This is a genomic window from Nocardia noduli (assembly GCF_019038455.1).
Taxonomy (GTDB): Bacteria; Actinomycetota; Actinomycetes; order Mycobacteriales; family Mycobacteriaceae; genus Nocardia; species Nocardia noduli.
Genome location: NZ_JAFMPL010000040.1, coordinates 1 through 17,654 on the forward strand (window position 1 = coordinate 1; position 17,654 = coordinate 17,654).

Annotated in this window: 17 protein-coding genes and 1 pseudogene; 5 read left to right on the forward strand and 13 right to left on the reverse strand. The window is 68.3% G+C overall.

The features are described 5' to 3' along the window. Together JZ792_RS21350 and JZ792_RS21355 are read right to left on the reverse strand one after the other, a co-directional pair. Positions 1-524, reverse strand: a pseudogene (locus JZ792_RS21350) (glutamine synthetase); the annotation flags it as partial. A 760-nt stretch (positions 525-1,284) separates the two neighbouring features. Beyond that, on the reverse strand, positions 1,285-1,620 hold the full coding sequence (locus tag JZ792_RS21355) for a transglycosylase family protein (RefSeq protein ID WP_216912622.1): 336 nt from the start codon (positions 1,618-1,620) through the stop codon (positions 1,285-1,287). 430 nt (positions 1,621-2,050) lie between these two features. On the opposite strand from JZ792_RS21355, the gene JZ792_RS21360 reads away from it, so the two are divergent. Further along, entirely contained in the window at positions 2,051-2,491 is a 441-nt protein-coding gene (locus tag JZ792_RS21360; protein ID WP_216912623.1) for a nuclear transport factor 2 family protein, read from the forward strand. A 10-nt stretch (positions 2,492-2,501) separates the two neighbouring features. Here JZ792_RS21360 and JZ792_RS21365 read toward each other — a convergent pair whose 3' ends face one another. Both JZ792_RS21365 and JZ792_RS21370 read right to left on the reverse strand, forming a co-directional pair. Continuing rightward, positions 2,502-3,944 carry a cytochrome P450 gene (locus JZ792_RS21365; protein ID WP_254190139.1) on the reverse strand — a complete coding sequence of 481 codons (1,443 nt, stop codon included), beginning with the start codon at positions 3,942-3,944 and terminating at the stop codon, positions 2,502-2,504. A gap of 89 nt (positions 3,945-4,033) precedes the next feature. Then, positions 4,034-4,687: a TetR/AcrR family transcriptional regulator gene (locus JZ792_RS21370; protein ID WP_216912624.1), complete on the reverse strand. Its 654-nt coding sequence runs from the start codon at positions 4,685-4,687 to the stop codon at positions 4,034-4,036. A gap of 184 nt (positions 4,688-4,871) precedes the next feature. Between JZ792_RS21370 and JZ792_RS21375 the strand changes: the two genes are divergently transcribed. Then, the gene (locus JZ792_RS21375; protein ID WP_216912625.1) at positions 4,872-5,294 is read left to right on the forward strand and encodes an organic hydroperoxide resistance protein; all 423 of its coding nucleotides are present in this window, start codon (positions 4,872-4,874) and stop codon (positions 5,292-5,294) included. A gap of 24 nt (positions 5,295-5,318) precedes the next feature. Here JZ792_RS21375 and JZ792_RS21380 read toward each other — a convergent pair whose 3' ends face one another. Both JZ792_RS21380 and JZ792_RS21385 read right to left on the reverse strand, forming a co-directional pair. Beyond that, a complete protein-coding gene (locus JZ792_RS21380) occupies positions 5,319-6,002 on the reverse strand; it encodes a hypothetical protein (RefSeq protein ID WP_216912627.1) in 684 nt (227 codons plus the stop codon). Positions 6,003-6,066: 64 nt separating this feature from the next. Beyond that, the gene (locus JZ792_RS21385; protein WP_216912629.1) at positions 6,067-6,570 is read right to left on the reverse strand and encodes an SRPBCC family protein; all 504 of its coding nucleotides are present in this window, start codon (positions 6,568-6,570) and stop codon (positions 6,067-6,069) included. Positions 6,571-6,716: 146 nt separating this feature from the next. Between JZ792_RS21385 and JZ792_RS21390 the strand changes: the two genes are divergently transcribed. After that, the gene (locus JZ792_RS21390; RefSeq protein ID WP_216912631.1) at positions 6,717-8,330 is read left to right on the forward strand and encodes a BCCT family transporter; all 1,614 of its coding nucleotides are present in this window, start codon (positions 6,717-6,719) and stop codon (positions 8,328-8,330) included. 32 nt (positions 8,331-8,362) lie between these two features. Then, on the forward strand, positions 8,363-8,605 hold the full coding sequence (locus tag JZ792_RS21395; RefSeq protein ID WP_438804361.1) for an FAS1-like dehydratase domain-containing protein: 243 nt from the start codon (positions 8,363-8,365) through the stop codon (positions 8,603-8,605). Here JZ792_RS21395 and JZ792_RS21400 read toward each other — a convergent pair. The 5 genes from JZ792_RS21400 to JZ792_RS21420 form a co-directional block, all read right to left on the reverse strand. Next, positions 8,592-10,379, reverse strand: coding sequence for a molybdopterin-dependent oxidoreductase (locus JZ792_RS21400; protein WP_216912633.1), 1,788 nt, complete (start codon positions 10,377-10,379; stop codon positions 8,592-8,594). The two genes, JZ792_RS21395 and JZ792_RS21400, sit on opposite strands and share 14 nt — an antisense overlap. 552 nt (positions 10,380-10,931) lie before the next feature. Next, complete coding sequence (locus JZ792_RS21405; RefSeq protein ID WP_216912635.1) at positions 10,932-11,651, reverse strand: anti-sigma factor; 720 nt, start codon at positions 11,649-11,651, stop codon at positions 10,932-10,934. After that, the gene (gene sigK / locus JZ792_RS21410; protein WP_216912637.1) at positions 11,648-12,301 is read right to left on the reverse strand and encodes an ECF RNA polymerase sigma factor SigK; all 654 of its coding nucleotides are present in this window, start codon (positions 12,299-12,301) and stop codon (positions 11,648-11,650) included. Before sigK ends, JZ792_RS21405 begins: the two co-directional genes overlap by 4 nt. 117 nt (positions 12,302-12,418) lie before the next feature. Then, positions 12,419-13,069, reverse strand: a complete 651-nt coding sequence (locus JZ792_RS21415) for a fasciclin domain-containing protein (RefSeq protein ID WP_216912638.1) — start codon at positions 13,067-13,069, stop codon at positions 12,419-12,421. Positions 13,070-13,188: 119 nt separating this feature from the next. After that, complete coding sequence (locus JZ792_RS21420; RefSeq protein WP_216912639.1) at positions 13,189-14,019, reverse strand: RNA polymerase sigma factor SigF; 831 nt, start codon at positions 14,017-14,019, stop codon at positions 13,189-13,191. A gap of 226 nt (positions 14,020-14,245) precedes the next feature. On the opposite strand from JZ792_RS21420, the gene JZ792_RS21425 reads away from it, so the two are divergent. Further along, entirely contained in the window at positions 14,246-15,184 is a 939-nt protein-coding gene (locus JZ792_RS21425; RefSeq protein WP_216912640.1) for an SMP-30/gluconolactonase/LRE family protein, read from the forward strand. A 24-nt stretch (positions 15,185-15,208) separates the two neighbouring features. Here the strand turns inward: JZ792_RS21425 and JZ792_RS21430 are convergent, their stop codons facing one another. Then, on the reverse strand, positions 15,209-15,697 hold the full coding sequence (locus tag JZ792_RS21430; RefSeq protein ID WP_308165387.1) for a DUF8176 domain-containing protein: 489 nt from the start codon (positions 15,695-15,697) through the stop codon (positions 15,209-15,211). Positions 15,698-16,162: 465 nt separating this feature from the next. After that, positions 16,163-17,647, reverse strand: a complete 1,485-nt coding sequence (locus JZ792_RS21435) for a carboxylesterase/lipase family protein (protein WP_308165388.1) — start codon at positions 17,645-17,647, stop codon at positions 16,163-16,165. Between the last annotated feature and the right edge of the window lie 7 nt (positions 17,648-17,654).

A 17,654-nucleotide genomic window follows, 5' to 3' on the forward strand; every position in this document is an offset into this window, starting at 1 on the left:
ACGTTGTACTGGTTGGCGGCGGTCAGACCCCGGTACCCGCCCGCCCAGGCCGATTCGTAGGTGTCGTCGAACACCAGGAACTCCAGTTCGGTGCCGACGTAGGCGCGCAGGCCGCGCTCGGCGAGCCGATCCAGTTGCGCCCGCAGGATCTGGCGCGGTGAGACCCGCACCGGCTCGCCTTCCGGACGCACCCGCTCGACATCGCAGAGCACGAGAGCGGTTCCCGGCTGCCACGGCACCAGCCGCAGCGTGGCCGGATCGGGTCTCAGCACGAAATCGCCGTAGCCGGTATCCCAGGAGGAGTCACGGAAGCCGTCGACGGTGTTCATCTCGACGTCGACCGCGAGCAGATAGTCGCAGGCCTCGGTGGCATGGCCGACCACCTCGTCCAGGAAATACCGGGCCGAGCAGCGTTTTCCCTGCAATCTGCCCTGCATATCGGTCATCACGACCAGAACGGTGTCGAGTTCGCCGGACTCGACTCGCTCCCGCAATTGCACAGGCCCCAGCATCCCCGATCGCATCCCAGCCCCTCTCGGCGTCACGACCGTGCCAACGCTAGAGGAGCGACGGGGTGGTACGGGCCGAGACACGGAAACCCGTCGCGACGACCACCGGCCGCCGCGGACCCACCGGGGCGGCGCGGTCAGATCACATGCCATGCCTGGAGCAGGTAGGTGATGTTCCCGGCGATGGATGTCACCACATTCGCCAGATTCAGGGCGGCCGAGCCGAGATCGATGATCGAGTTCACCGGAGTCCTCCGTGGGGGTGGGATGTGTCTGTGGAATATCGGTCCGTGACGTCACGGACCGGCGACGGCGGGGGGCAACAGCCCGAGCCCGAGCGACGGCCGAGGTCACAGGCCGGGTGACGGCCGAGGCCACGGGCCGAGCGACAGCCGAGGCCACAGCCCCAGCGACAGCCGAGGCCACGGGCCGGGTGACGGCCGAGGCCACGGGCCGGGTGACGGCCGAGATCACAGGCCGGGTGACGGCCGAGATCACAGGCCGGGTGACGGCCGAGATCACAGGCCGGGTGACGGCCGATCCGGCCGTTCGGGAGGGCCGGGATCGGGTGACGGGCGGTGCTCACAGGAGCGCGCACCGACTTGTGATATCGCGCCGTCATGGGATCTTCGATATATGCACCACGATGCACGATTATTAATTCAATAGTCGAACTATCGATGTGGCGTGCATTACGGAGAAATAGCTCGACGCCCGCCGAATATTAACGGCGGGCGTCGAGAATGCTATGACTACGTCAGTAGCGGGGTGCGACTCAGAGGTACGCGCCACACACCGGCCACGCGCCCGGTCCCTGACCGTCGAGGACGTTCTCGGCGACGCGGATCTGCTCGTCGCGGCTGGCGTTCTCGGGCGAGCCGGAGCCACCGTAGGCGGCCCAGGTGCTCGGGGTGAACTGCAGACCGCCGCCGAAACCGTTGCCGGTGTTGGTGTTCCAGTTACCGCTGCTCTCGCACTGCGCGACAGCGTCCCAGTTGTGGCCGCTGTCGGCCGAAGCGGTGGCCGTGGAGAGGCCAAGCGGGATGGCAACGAGGGCGCCCACGATCGAGGCGAATCCGAGGACACGGGTGCTGATCTTGTTATGCGACATTCGAAGTTTCCTGCCTGCGCCCGTCCGACCCGGCGCGACTTCAGCCGGGACCCTGCCCCCAGGAAATGTCGGGGATTCTCGAACCGTGGGACAGGATTACGGTGTTCGGCGATTCGAGTTACTAGCCCATCTCGGTGATCCGGGCTCGATTACGACAGTAGCCAAGAGTTCGCGATAGATCACGTGCCGATAACGCCGGTCCGTTTTTGACCGCATGGTCAGATTTCCGGCATCGACCCAGTTCGAGACCGGAAAGTCATAAATGACATACCTGTCGTTATACCGCCGTTATGTGGCGGGGATCACTCCGAAATAGTGACCCCGGTCGCGTACACACCCCCGAAACCCGCGCCGAAACGACGCCTCTTGCGCGCCGAGCCGTCCCCTGGTGCCATTGCGCAGACCCGCCACGCACCCCCCGGAGGCACCCGTGTTGTCGCTGCAAGAGATCTCCGACCGCCTGGAGATCCAGGACCTGCTCGTTCGCTACGCCCACGCCGTCGACACCGAACAGTGGGATCTGCTCGACGAGGTGTTCACCCCCGACGCCCACGTCGACTACTCGGCCATGGGCGGATCGGCGGGCGACCTCACCGAGACCAAGAAGTTCCTGGCGCAGGTCATGCCCAACTTCCCCGCCTTCCAGCACCTGGTCGCGAACTCGTCGGTCACCGTCGACGGCGACACCGCCACCGCGCGCACCATCTGTCACAACCCGATGCTCGTCCCCGGCCAGGACGGCGCGAAGACCCTGATGCTGTGCGGCCTGTGGTACCTGGACACCCTGGTCAGGGTGGACGGCGCCTGGCGGATCGCACGGCGCGTGGAGGAGAAGAGCTACATGTTCCTGGTCGAGGGCACCTCCGCCTGACGCGGCGCGATCACCCGCGCCCGCGCAGGGTGATCGGCACACCGTCCTTGGGGAAGGGCAGCGCGCTCATCTGCCACGGCATCTCGTAGTCCGCGGGAAAGTCCCACTCGTAGTCGCGCAGCATGGTGTGCAGCATGACCTTGACCTCGTGCATGGCGAAGTACATGCCGATGCATTTGTGCACACCCGCGCCGAAGGGCATCCAGGCGTAGCGGTGGGCCTTGTCCTCGCGGCGTTCGGGGCCGAAGCGGTCCGGGTCGAATTTCCACGGATCGGTCCAATACTCGGGCAGGAAGTGGTTGGCGATCGCGCCGAGCACCACATTCGAGCCCGCCGGGACGAAGTGGCCGTCGATCGCGGTGTCCTTCACGGCCTTGCGCATGATGAAGGGCACCGGCGCGATGATGCGCATGGATTCCTTGATCACCAGGTCGAGTGAGGTGAGGGAGTTCATGGCGTCGACGTCGAGCGGGCCGTCGCCGAGCGCGAGGGATTCCGCGCGCACACGGCGCTGCCAGTCCGGATGCTTGCCGAGGAAGTACGCCGCGACGGTCGTGGTGATGGTCGCGGTGTCGTGCGCGGCCAGCAGCAAAAAGATCATGTGGTCGATGACCTTGCGGTCACTGAAGCGCTCGCCGTCCTCCGTCTCTATATGACACAGCGCTGTGAAGAAGTCCGACCCGGTGCCGGTCCGCTTGGCGGGCACCATCTCGGCGAAGTACCGTTCCAGTTCCCTGCGCCCGCGCAGCCCGGACCGCCAGCGACCGCCGGGGACCGGAAACCGGACGGGTGACTCACAGGCGAGCAGCATGGCCTCGAAGGCGGAGGCGAGGCGGTCGGCTTCCGGTCCGAGCCGCACCCCCATGAAGACATCGGCCGCGATATTCATCGACAGCTTCTTCACCGACGGGTACAGCTTCATCGGCGTTCCGACCTGCCACTGCCCGACACGTTCGCCGACCAGTTCGGAAACCCTGGTGAAGTAGGCGCGCAGCCGGTCGGGCATGAACGCCTGCTGCATGATGCGCCGATCGAGCCGGTGCTCCTCGAAATCGAGCAGCAGCAGACCACCGTGGAAGAACGGATCGATGAGATCCTTCTGCCCGGTGACGAAGGCCCGGTCGCGATTGCTCAGCACCGAGTCGATCGCCTCGCCACCGGCGGCGAGCACCATATCGCGGCCGAATCCTCTCGACCACACCAGTTTTCCGAAGCGCTCGACCATGGCGAGGGTGTAGGCGGACCCGTAGTGCAGCGATTGCAGCGAATCGCCGAGCCACGGTAGTCCGGCATGTCCCGGGATCGGCTGTAGACCGCTGCCCGCCGGGGGTTCGGCGAGGATGCCGCGACGTTCCGGTATCCGCCGGATCGCCCGGTCCAACAGTCCGTTCGGCATCTCGACGAACAGTCCGTTCTCCGGGACGCGGTTCTTGCGGGATCGGAGTGCCACCATGGCAGTCCTCCTCTATCGGTCGATCGCCACGCTCCCCGTCGAGTGCGGCGACATACTGCGAAGGTCTCGAGGGCGCGCGGGGCGGCCGATCATCGTCGCGCCCCCGCCCGGTCCGCGCCGCTCGGGTGGCCGAGCAGCAGGGGGTTGAGGTGGCGGCGCGCGAAGGCGCGGGCGTCGGCCGGGTCATCGATGGCGATACCGCGCGAGGGCGTGAGCAGGAACGACAGCATGATGCGCACGGCGAGTTCGGCGACGACTCGCAGTTCCTCGCCCGAGCGATCCTCCAGCGCGTCGCGCGCGAGCTGGACGGCCAGGAACGCGGCCCCGGTCTCGACCAGAGCGCCGCCGTCGACGGTGAGGTAGGGCAGCAGCGAATCCGGTTCGATTTCCAGCAGCCGGTTCAGCAGCACGTTCGCGCGCAGGAAGGCCACCGAGAAGACGAAACCCTCGGTGAGTTTGTCCTCGGTCGAGGAGAAACCCGCCATCTCGGCTTCCAGCGCGTTGAGGAACCGGCCCATCTCGCGCAGGATGACGGCCTCGACGATGTCGTCCTTGCCGGGGAAGTGCCGGTACAGCGTGACCCGCGCCAGCCGTGCGCGCCGGGTGATGTCCTCGACCGTGGTGCGTTTGATGCCGACGGTCTCGAATTGCGTGAGCGCGGCGTCCAGGATGCGTTCGGCGGTGCCGGCCGGCGCGTCCGCGCCCGCCGATATGACCGCTCTCGCGAGGATCCCGCGTCGCATCTCGCCTCCTACACCCGCAGATCTACCAGGGGAATGAGACAAACATACGCCATCTGTAACTTCATTCTCAAGGCTTTGCGCGAGTTTTTTGTGACGCGGACCACTCCAAATTACATTGTGCACAATCTAATTGCTGGCTACCGTATTCGCTGTAACCGAAATCCGCAGACCCGAGGAGTCCGACATGAATGTTCTGTACACCGCAGAAGCCCTGGCGACCGGCGACGGACGCAACGGACACGCCCGTACCAGCGACGGCAAGGTCGATGTGAACCTGGCCATGCCGAAGGAACTGGGCGGCAGCGGCGAGGGCACCAATCCCGAGCAGCTGTTCGCGGCGGGCTACGCGGCCTGCTTCCATTCGGCACTGCGACTGGTCGCCAAATCCGCGAACGCCGATATCGCCGACTCCGCCGTCGGCGCGAAGGTCGGGCTCGGCTCGAACGACCAGGGCGGATTCGCGCTCACGGTCACCCTCGAGGTGTCGTTGCCGCACCTGTCGCGCGAGGAGGCACAGGCCCTCGCCGACAAGGCCCACGAGGTCTGCCCCTACTCCAACGCGACGCGCGGCAATATCGACGTCACCGTCACCGTCGCGGAGGACTGAGCGCGACCCGCGACCCGGCTCCGGTCAACCGAGAGCCGGGTAGTCCGCGCGCAGCAGAGGCCGACCGGCCCTGGCGAAGGCCAGCTCCCGCTCGCCGTCCACCCAGTTCTGGTCGTCGTAGAGCGATTCGTCCAGGGCGGCGGGCACTTCCGCCCTGGTGAGGGTGACGGTCGGCCAGCCCCATCCGGGGATATCGTCGTCGGATTCGGCCGACTCGGCCTCGTACGGTTCGGCGGGCCCCTCGGATCTGCGGGACAGAATGTGGCCGGTAGCGGTGACATTGAGGTCGCCCTCGTCGAAAATCACCAGTGGACAACGGGTTCGACCCGCGATCGACAGGGTCCCGTCGGTGGTGGTGAACTTGATGAGCCGGGCGATATCCGCGCCGCCGAACACGAAGAGCATGGTGGCGTCCACGTCGACGATCCGGGCGGTGAGGGCGCCGGTCACCAGCAGACCGAGGGATTCCCGCGCGCCCCCGTCCAGGTCGAGCACGCCGTCGACCGTCAGATCACCGTCGACGACGAACATGACGAGCTCACCCAGCGATTCGTCCTCCCCGACACCGACCGCCGCCCGCAGATCGCCGCCGGTCCAATCACCGTCGGCGCGCAGATGGCCCGAATGGACGTAGGCCGCGTCGAAACCGGCGTCGAATTTCTCGAAGCGCGTCAGGCCCAGCGCCTCGTCGGCTTCGGAGAATGACATCTTCACCCACATGGCGAGCATCATCGCGCATCGCGCCCGACCGCGCACGCCCGGATGGCAAACCTCAGTCCTGTTGTTCCACGGCCGATTTGAGGTTGGCGAGGGTTCGGCGGATATTCTTGCGCTGGAAGTCGGCGAAGGTGTGGCCTCGGGTGACCACTTTGTCGAAGACGTCGGCGACCGCGTCCGGCCAGGAGCGGCGGTCATCGGTCCAGGTCTCGGTCACCCGGGTGCCGTCCGGGGTGGTCTCGAACCGGTATTCCCAGCTGGCGATGGGCGCCTTCACCACGGGCTTCTTTCGGCCGATCGCGTGGACGCGGAAGGCGAAGCGCGCGCCCGGCTCGGCGGCGGTCACCGTGCAGCGGGTCGTCCACCGAATCGCGCCGCGTTTGTTGCGGCCGTCGAAGGTCATGCCGACGTAGGCGGTGTCCGCGGGGGCGTGGACGGTCGCACCCAGGTTCTCGGGACTCCAGCCACCCATGAGGGTGGGATCGCTGATCTTGTCGTAGAGCGCCGAGGCATCGGCCGCGACGACGATGCTGTCCGAGACGGAGAGAGTACGGGCCACGCGTATATCCGATCTTCGAGCGAACACAAATCTCGGACATTGTACGAATCCGTGGTGACGGGGCCGCGAGCCACCGACAGCGGTGCGGACGACCGCACCGGCGCGCCCATTCGGCAAACTGCTGGCAACAGTCGATAGTGGGTCCGATGGCTACCGACGTGCACGAGAAGCCCCCCGCGCCCGATCTGCGCCTCATCGGTATCGGCGTCGCGGCGGTCGTCGCCGTGGTCGGGTGGGCCGCGTTGGGCGGCGACAGTTTCGAGTCCGCGTCCGAATCCGCGCTCGGTTGGGTGATCGGGAATTTCGACTGGCTGTTCGTCGTCGCCGCCGACATCTTCCTTGTCCTGTGCGTGGTGATCGCGGTGAGCCGCTACGGCGTCATCCGGCTCGGCCCCGACGACGCGAGACCCGAGTTCGACAACCTGGCCTGGATCGCCATGATGTTCAGCGCGGGAATGGGAATCGGGCTGATGTTCTACGGCGTCGGCGAACCGCTCCAGCATTTCGCCGCGCCGCCGCCGTCGACGGGTGTCGCACCGCAGTCGACCGCCGCCGCGAGCACGGCGCTGCAATACTCGCTGTTCCACTGGACGCTGACGCCGTGGGCGATCTACGGGGTCGTGGGACTCGCGCTGGCCTACGCCGGATTCCGCAAGGGGCGCGGCAACCGTCTGTCGGCCGCGTTCGTGCCGCTGCTCGGAGTCCGCCGCGCCGCCGGGTGGCAGGGTCAGGCCATCGATCTGCTCGCGGTTTTCGCCACCGTCTTCGGGACGGCGACCAGCCTCGGACTCGGCGCGCTCCAGGTGACCAAGGGCCTGCACCTGACCGCCGGAGCGCCCGATACCGTCACGACGCAACTCGTCGTGATCATCGCCCTGGGGGCAGCCTTCGTCGCGTCGGCGTTCTCCGGATTGCACCGGGGCGTGAAATGGCTGTCCACCATGAATATCGTGATGGCCGCGGTGCTGATGGTCTTCGTCTTCGTCCTCGGTCCGACGGTGTACATACTCGATACCATTCCGTCCACCGTCGGCAACTACCTGTTCAATCTGCTGCCGATGTCCACCCGCACCGGCGCGTACGCGGATCCGGACTGGATGGGGCAGTGGACGATCTTCTACTGGGCGTGGTGGCTGTCGTGGGCGCCGTTCGTCGGCACCTTCATCGCGCGGATCTCCAAGGGCCGCACCATCCGTGAATTCCTGATCGGGGTGCTGCTCGTGCCGAGCGGGGCGACGGTCGTGTGGTTCTGTGTCATGGGCGGCAGCGCCATCCGGTTGACCAGCACCGGCGTCGCCGACCTCGCCGCGAACGCGGCCGATGCCGAAGCCTCGCTGTTCGGCATGCTCGACGCGCTGCCGCTCGGCACGGTCACGTCGTGGCTTTCGGTGATCCTGGTGATGACCTACTTCGTGACCAGCGCGGATTCGGCCTCGCTGGTGATGGGTTCGCTCACCAGTCGCGGCTCGATGCATCCGCCGTCCTGGCTGGTCGTCACCTGGGGCACCCTGATGGCGGCGGTCGCGGCGGTACTGCTCGTCGCGGGCGGGCTCCAGTCCTTGCAGACGGCGACGATTCTCGTCTCGCTGCCCTTCCTGCTCGTCATGCTCGCGCTGTGCTGGGCGTTGATGCGGGAACTGCGCGAAGATCCGGGAGCGGGGGGCGCGCCGCAGCATCCGCTGTACGGATTGCGTGACGCGGTGCGCACCATGGTGGGTGACGCGATTCGCGACCGCGCCCCGCGGGCACGCGAGAACTGACCGTTGGTCGTTCGGAGAGAAGGAGTTCGGTGGTGGAGGTCATCGAGTCTCTACGGGGGCAGGTCGATCCGATCACCCATATCCACTCGCTCGTCGGGCAGCGATATCGGATCGAGGACCGCTATCGGGTCGGGCGGGAGAAGGTCAGGGAGTTCGCGCGGGCGGTCCGGGACTACCACCCGGCGCACTGGGACGAGGACACCGCCGCGCACGACGGGAAGAAGATCTTCGGTCACGCCACGGCGGAGGTCGGGCTGAGCTTCACCGCACGGTGACGACCCGGTTGTGCCATCCGGTCGAACCGTCGGGGAACGGGCGGGCGCGCGCGTCGGTCTGCACCACGCCGACACGGTCGACGGCACGCACCCGCAGCGTGTGCGTGCCGGGAACGGCATCCCACCACCAGGACCACTGCCGCCACGTGTCGACCGAGTATTCCGCGCCGAGTTCGGCCTGTTGCCAAGGGTTCTCGTCTACCTGCACCTCGACCCGGTCGATGCCGAGCCGCTGCGCCCACGCGACGCCCGCGACGACCACCCGGCCCACGGGCACCGTCGCGAAGGCGGCGGGCACGTCGATGCGGGACGCGGCCTTGATCGGCGCCTGCGCGGACCACCCCCGGTCTGTCCAGTAGGCACTGGCCAGGTCGAAACGGGTGAGTTCCAGGTCGATGACCCATTTCGTGGCCGAGACGTAGCCGTAGAGACCCGGCACGACCAGCCTGGCCGGGTATCCGTGCTCGATCGGCAGCGGATTGCCGTTCATTCCGACGGCCAGTAGCGCGTCACGACCGTCGGTCACCGCGGAAACCGGGGTGCCCGCGGTGAATCCGTCGACACTGCGGGACAGCAGTAGATCCGCGCCGGGGCGGACACCCGCCTCGGCCAGCAGGTCGGCCAGCGGATACCCCGTCCAGACCGCGGTGCCCGCGAGCTCACCGCCGACTTCGTTGGACACGCAGGTGAGCGTGATCATCCGCGCCACAGCCGTTCTCGTGCGCAGATCGTCGAAGTCCAGATCGAGTTCACGATCGACCATGCCGTGGATCCGCAGCCGCCAGTCCGTGCTGCGCAAGGTGGGCACCCGCAGGGCGGTATCCACCCGGTAGAAGCGATCGTTCGGCGTGACGAATTCGGTGAGCCCCCGGACCGGCAACTCGGGCGCGGCGGCGACCGGAGCGGTCCGTGGGAGCGGGAATCGCGCCCGGTCCGCGCCGACATCGCGCAGCCGTCCTCCTAACCACTGGCCCGCGGCGGCCGTGCCGAGCGCGAACGCGCCGACACCGGCCGTGAGTGCGAGGAAGCCACGCCGTGTCGGTCCGGGACCAGCCTTGCCGGTCCCGGGGTCTGCGCCCGCAGCGCGCTCCGAGCCGCTCCGCACGGCCGGGCCCGCGCCGCCATCGGTGTCTGGTGCCGCATCAGGTATCCGATACTCGCCTGACGCCGCTTCGTCCGGCTGATTCGCCCCGACGAGGGGCGGTGACCCGGTGTCGCTGAAATCGAGTGTATGCGCGCGTATTTCACGCACATCGGGATGGCTCGATCGCCCCGCCGCGTGACGGCGTGCCCGCGAACGCTCGGACGGAGTCGATCCCGTGACGCTCCGCGAAGGCGCTCGCCGTCGGAGGAGACGCAGTGCCGCGATACCGGCGACGGCCCCGAGCACAGTCGGCACGGCGAACCAAGGGGTGGCGGTGGGGCGTTGCAGCGCGGCGACGACCACCAGCGCCGCGAAGACGACGAGCAGCGCGCTGCCGAAGGGCCTGCGTCGTTCCAGGATTCCGATCAGGGCCGCGCCGACCAGCATCACACCGGACATCGACAGGAAAAGGGCGAGTTTGTCGTTGCTGCCGAATCGGCGGATCGCCATATCCTTCAGTGTGTGCGGCGTGTGGTCGACCACCCAGCCGCCGAGCGCGAAGAAGGGGGCGGCCTCGGGGTCGATCACAGCCGCGATGAGGTGGCCCACGCCGAGTACGGTTGCGGCGGCGAGGATTCCGGCCACGGCGGCGGTCGGTATCGCCGGTGTGGATTCGGCGGGACGATTCATCACAACTCGTTTCGTTTCTTCGGGTGTCGGCGCTGTCGGCGCACGACGGTTACAGGCCGACACAGGTAGTCGTCATGTGTCGCCGGTCCGTACGGCACGACCAGCGCATGAACTCGACCGGCACCGTCTTCGCCACCGGTCCGCCCGCACAACCGCCTCGTGTTGCGAGCACTACCGGGCCGCATCGCATGGACCGTGCCGCACGCCGACCACCCATCACGCCGACGATCCGTGCCGCACGCCGACCGATCACCACACCGACGATCGTTCCAGCGCAACGGGATCGCACCGTGCCATCGGTACGCACGGCTCCGCCCATCGCTGCCCCGCACGCCGTGAACGGGCCATTCCGACAACCGCCCGGACGCGCGGTCGACATTGTGGGTCCGATCGTCGGACACCTCTACCGCCATTCGGCGCGTACCGCCCGCCAGAGGCCGAGGTAGACCTCCCGGTTCACCTCGTGCGACGCGATGCCCGGCCGATCCCGGGCGCTCGGCCGGTCGCCGCTACCGGACCGCCGGGGCGTCGAATCCCTTCGACGACAACGGATCAGGCGAGGGGGACGGCGGCGATCGGTTGACTCGTGGGCTGTGGGGATCCGCCCGCGGGTTCGATCGTGAGGGCGAGGGTGTCCACGCTGTCGTAGCGCGTGACCACCGACGGACCTCGGTCCGGCACGTTCTCGACCACGCCCGCCGAACGCGCCGCGCCGTCCTGCACCAGCCAGAGCTGATAGGCCCGGCCCGATTCGGGTTGCGCGACACCGTCGAAGGACACGCTGGCGGCGGCGAGTCTTGCCGAGGTGTGCACGGTCAGTGAGCCACCGGTCGCGACGGGCACCGTGCGAGTCCGCACATCCGGTTGTTCCAGGACCACCTGGGCGCTGAGCCCGGTCTCGGGTTCGGAGGACCGGTCGGCGACCACGGCGATACTCGCTCCGATCGCGACGATCACGGCCGCCGCGGCCGCCGCGATCCAGCGTTTGCGGCCGAAACCCGATCGCCGTGGCGCCGGCGGCGGGACGGCGAGTTTGTCGTCCAGTGCCCGCAGCAGCGAATCCTCCAGCGCGGCGGGAGGTTCCAGCGCGTCGACCACGGTCATGGCGGCCAATGTCTCGCGCAGTTCGCGGACCGTGGTCGTGAATTGCCGCGCCGTGGCCTCGTCCGTCTCGAGCAGACGCTTCTCGACCCGGCGGCGCTCCAGCTCGGCCATGGCGTCCAGGGCGTAGGGGTAGGCGAGTTCGGTGAGATCGCTGTCGTCGTCGCTCACGGGTTCACCTGCCCCGACAGGCAGTTCGCCAGGCGTTTGAGCCCGTCCCTGATCCGGCTCTTGACCGTCGGTAGCGGCACCGAGAGATGTTCGGCCACTTCGGGATAGGTGCGTCCGCTGTAGTAGGCGAGTGCGACCGACTCACGTTGCACATCGGTGAGCACCTCCAGACAGTCGAGCACCGACTGGGTGTCGAGTCGTTGATCGACGGCCTCGGCCACCACATCGTGATCCCGGCCGAGATGTCGGTGGCCGTAGGCGATATCACGGGTGGCCGCGGACTCTTCCCTGCGGACCCGGTCGACCGCGCGCCGATGCGTCAACGTCATCAGCCACCCCATCGGACTCGACAGTCGCGGGTCGTAGCGTTCGGCCAGTGTCCACGCCTGGAGATAGACCTCCTGGGTGATCTCCTCGGACGCGGCGTGACTGCGCAGGATCCGCACCGAGAGTCCGAACACCCGATGGCTGGTCGCCCGGTAGAACTCGGTGAAGGCGTCGCGGTCGCCCTTCGCGACCGCGGCGAGCAGTTCGACGAGCCGTCGAGTGTGCTCGGGTCCGTCGCCCGGGGGGCGGACCGGGCAGGACTCCCCGTCCGACCCACCCTCCCGCGACAGCCGCACCGCGGCGTTGTCCGAGTCACGGGTCATGCGCACGCCCTCCCCTGGCCACGGGGTATGTCGGGCACGAGGTGGATCGGCAACGGCAACACGTCGAACTCGACTCCTGACGAGGGAAGGGGTCTCGAGCATTGGATCAGTTGTGCGTCACGCGGCGGGCGGCACGAGCACGGTGTCGATCAGATACACCGTGGCGTTCGCTGTCTTCACTCCACCACAGATCACCGAGGCATTGGCGACTTTGATCTCATCGCCCGAACGTGTCACCACGACATCGGCGCCTTCGACGGTCTTGTGGGTGCCCGCGATCTTGTCGGGCGCGATCTGCCCCGGCACCACGTGGTAGGTGAGAATCTCGGTCAGCGTGGCCGAATCCGTCTTCAGCGTCTCGACGGTGGCCGGATCGACCTTCGCGAAGGCCGCGTCGGTCGGCGCGAAGACGGTGAACTGCCCGCCGTTGAGCGTGTCGACCAGGTTGACCTGCGGATTGAGCTGACCGGACACCGCCGCGGTGAGCGTGGTCAGCAGCGGATTGTTCGACGCCGCGACCGCGACGGGATCCTGGGCCATCCCGTTGACCGAGCCCGCGCCGGAGGGCACCTGCTCGGCGTAGGCGGCGCAGCCCGGGCCGACCAGGTTCGCCGCGGCGCCACTCGCGGGCGCTATCGTGGCGGAGGCCGCCGAACTGCTCGAGCTCGCACTCGAATCGGACGAGCTGTCGTCCGAGCAGGCGGTCGCGCCGAGCGCCGCCGTCAGCATCATCGTCACGAGAACCGAACGCATCACTGTCATCGTCATCTACCGCTTCCGTCGAGGCGGCTGTGACCGCCCTGCTGTGTGGACGGAACGGAGTTCGCGTGGCTGTCGCCACCGGATGGGCGCGGATTCCCCGGTATGTCGGCATGCGACGGGACAACTCAGGCGACCCGGTAGTCCTCGTCGCTGCCGAGCGCCTGCTCCCGCAGTTTCCTGAGCGTCCGGGTGAGGATGCGTGAGACCTGCATCTGCGACACGCCGAGGCGGTCGGCGATCTGGGCCTGGGTCTTGTTCTCGAAGAACCGCATCACCAGGATCCGCCGTTCCCGCTCGGGCAGCGCGGCGAGCAGCGGACGCACCGCGAGCGCGTCCTCGAGCAACCGGTAGGAGGGTTCCTCCACACCGAGCGTGTCGGCGATCGACGGACGTGACTGCTCATCCGACGGGCCCGCGACGGCGTCGAGCGAATTGGTCTGGTAGGCATTGGCGGCCATGATCGCCTGGGTCACCTCGACGACGTCGAGGTCGAGTTCGGCCGCGATCTCACGCGCGGTCGGCATCCGGCCGAGTCGTTGCGACAGCCCCTCGATGGCGGGGCGGACGAGCGCCTGCACTTCCTTGGCGCGGCGCGGCACCCGCAGCGCCCAGGTGCCGTCGCGGAAATGCCTGCGGACCGAACCCATGACGGTCGGCACCGCGAAGGACAGGAAGGTCGCGCCGCGCGAGACGTCGAAACGGTCGACGGCCTGGACGAGGCCGAGCCGGGCGACCTGGAGCAGATCGTCGAACTCCTCGCCGCGCCCGGAGAACTTGCGGGCGATGTGCTCGGCGAGTGGCAGACACCGCTGCACGATCTGTGTGCGCAGGGCCGAGCGGTGCGGGTCGTCGGCGTCGAGCGAGGCCAACTTCTCGAACCAGGGCTCGATATCGTCGTAGCTGTCCCGCCCCGCCGCGCGGGACGATCCTTCGGCAGAATTCGACGTCCTACTCATCCGACATCCTCGTTCTCTCTTCGGCTCGGCGTCGCCCGGATACCCCGGCGGACGCGATCGACACCTCTCGATTCGAGAAAATCTCGAAATCCTTCCGACCAGGTATTTCGCTGGGAAATTGCCCGGTGGCCGATGCCGTGCATCCACCGTGATCCGAATGCACCGGATCTGTCACGCCCTCGCGGAAACGCGCCGCGCTCCGGTGCGCGCGGTGTGGAATGCAGGGATGAGCAGAGCGGCGATCACCCTCGGGGCCTGTGTCTTCGCGGCGATGTCGGTGGTCGCGGCACCACCGGCGCAGGCCGCGCCGACCTGCCAGGGCGCGGGACAGCCGACCTTGCCCGCCGCCTCGGTTCCCGGCGCGCTGGAAGGACTCACGGTCGACGACCGCGGCCGCGCCTTCACCACCGACGTCCTGACCGGACGGGTGTTCCGGATCGACGCGCCCGGCGCACCCGCCGTACCCATCGGCGCCGTCGGCAACGGCGGCGCGGGCGCGCTGGCGTGGACGCCGGACGGCGGACTGCTCGTCGGCTACGGCGCCGACGCGCGCGTGCTGGTCGGCGACTCACTGCGCCACGCGGGGATCGTCCGGATGGATACCGACACCGGGGCGACGACGCCCGTGGCCTCCGGACTCGGCGCCGCGAACGGCATGGCGGTCGGCGCCGACGGAATCATCTACGCCACCAACGATTTCGGCAGCTTCATCGGTCGGGTGTATCCGAACGGTGTGGTACAGCCGGATTGGGCCCGGTTCCCCAGCGCCAACGGCGCGGTACTCGGCGACGGTGACCGATTCCTCTATGTGGGGCGTACATTCGTCGATCCAGGCGTCAGCCGTATTCCGGTGGACAACCCGGGCGCGCCGCAATCCCTGCTCGATCTCGGCGGCGGCGACGCGCTGGGCGCGCCGGACGGGCTGACCCTGGATTCCGCCGATCGTCCGGTGGTTCCGCTCAACACCACCGGCCAGGTCATCCGAATCGACGCACCGCAGCGCTACTGCGTGCTCGGGAGCGGCAATCCGTTCACCAGCGTCGTCACCTACGGGCGCGGTAACAGCGGTTTCTCGGCGGGCAGGTTGTTCGGCGCCACGTTCACCGGATCGATCTACGAGATCCCCGGCGGCTTCGATCCGCGGGCGACGACCGCGACCCCCTGATTCCGGAGAGCCGCGGTCGGCGTGTCACGACGGCGCCGCGATCCTGGTGATCGCCATACCGTTCGGTCCCGACGCGACGGTGACGAACTGCCGATAGGTACGGGCGACGGCGGCGGGGCGCAATTCGGTGATGACGACGTCGAAACGACCGTCGGCCAACGGTGTGATCAGCACGCAGTGCTGGGTTCCCGGCGGAATGGAGGCGATGCCCGCGCCGATGACCTCCGCCGTCGGGACCGAGGCGTCCTCGGTCGTCAGGGCGCGGGCCGCGGGGCCGGACCGGCTGACGTAGTACGCGTGCTGGAAAGCGAGGATGGTCTCGGGACCGTTGGCGAGCGAGCCGACACCGTTTCCACGTACCAACTGCTCGGTCCGGGTCGGCTCGCATCCCGGCCCGCCGCCGAGCACCGGATCGGCGGCCGTCGCCGCCTGACGCGGGGTGGTCACCGTGCTGGAGTAGACCATCACCACCGCTACCGCCGAGAGCGAAGCGCCCAGCGCCACCGACCCCACCAGCCACGATCGTCCGCGACGGCGGCGCGGCGGCGGGCGGCGGGCCCGTGCGCGAGAGGGAGCGAGCGTGCGCGGCGGCGGCAACGGCCGCGGTAGCTCGCCCGAATCCGGAATCATTCCCGGCCACAGCGGAACCGCGGCGGACCGCCCCCGGCCGGTGGCGGTCCGGGAACCGCCACCGCGCGTGGGATCGGACGTGTTCGACGACCTCATGACTCCGCCGCACCCCCCTTTACCGGCGCCTTCACGGCGACCTCGGGTTACCGTCTCAATGCTGTTGAGCTCTAACAACATTGCATACCTCATCGGATTATGGCTGGCGAATGGCCGATGGGCCACCGCGCGGGGCCGAAAACCCGAACCGTCCGCGCGTCGCGTCGCGTGGCGGATTCCGAATCCGACGGCCACGCGGTGTCGCGAGTCGCGCCGGATCTCACGGTCGCGGGGATCTGCCGTCGCGCGAGGTCATCTCGTCGCGGCGGACGCGGAGACGGCACGTTCGTCCGGTCGCGGATCCGCGACCGGACCGGAGACCGGGTCGTCGAAGACCATCACCTGTTCGCCGTCGACATAGCGGGGCCAGCCCGGATCGCCGTTGGTGGCGAACGCGATCCACGCCGCGTGGATCTCGTCGGCGAGACGCTGGGGCGGATTCGGACCGGTCAGCCGTGGCCCGGCCGCGAGCGTGTCGAAGACGAACGGGACCTCCAAGGCGTGGATCGCACCGAGTTCGGCGCGTCGCCAGGCGAATTCGTACAGGTGGGCCGGTGTTCCCGTCGCCGCATGCGCGAGCACGATCTCCCTGGTCGGGCCACGGAACACCGCGTCGGTGACGATCGCGGCCAACAGGTCGCCGCCGGTCGCGTCGGGTCGGTTCGCCGCGTAGGTTCCGATCACCGAGGCATCGACGCCGAATCGCCCGAGGGCGAACGGTAGTGAGTCCATGGTGATCGCGGCGGCCAGACCGGTCGGCACGGTGAACAGCCGGAATTCCTCGGCCGTGCACCCGGCGAGCAGCGGGACACCGCGCGCGGAACCGGCGGCGATGGCGACGGCGGGCTCCTCGGTGAGCAGTTCGCCGTCCAGTGTCGGAAAGAAACTCATGATGCCCGAGCCGCGCGCGAGCACCGACGCTCCCCAGCGCGCCGGATCGGGAACGCGACCGATCTCGGCGGCGATCGCCTCCTGCGCGGCCAACAATGCCGAGGGTGCCACCGCCGCAAAGGCTTCCGCCGTCGCGGGAAGTCCCAACTTGTCCGCCAGGGCTCTGCCGAGCAGTCGCGCGTCCTCGAGGGTGGCCACCACCCCGCCGTTTCCGCTCTGCATGATCGCCCGCGCGAAAAGTCCACGGGCAACGGGGGAAGCGAGCAACGACGCGACACTCATGCCGCCCGCCGATTCGCCGAAGACCGTGACATTGTCCGGGTCTCCGCCGAATGCCCGGATGTTCTCCCGCACCCAGGCCAGCGCCGCCAACTGGTCCCACAGCCCCCGATTCGGCGGCGCACCGTCCAGCACGGCGAACCCCGAAGCGCCGAGACGGTAGTTCAGCGCGACCAGCACCACGCCGTCCCTGGCGAAAGCCGCACCGTCGTACACGGGGACGGCATTGGATCCGTGGACGAACGCGCCGCCGTGAATCCACACCATGACCGGCAGACCCGCGCCACCCGGATCCGGAGTCCACACGTTCACGTTCAGATATTCCGCGCCGGGCACGGTGTAGGTGCCGAGGATCGCCTCGATCGCGGGCGGGTAGGGCGCCTGCACACAGGTCGCTCCGAGTGCGCTCGCGTCGCGCACGCCGTCCCACGGCTCGACGGGTTCGGGTCGCCCGAAACGCCTTTCGCCCACCGCCGCGGCCGCGTAGGGCACCCCGAGGAACGCGCTGATCCCGTCGACCTCCCTACCCCGGACCCTGCCCCCTGTCACCGTGACGATCGGTTCCACATTCCAC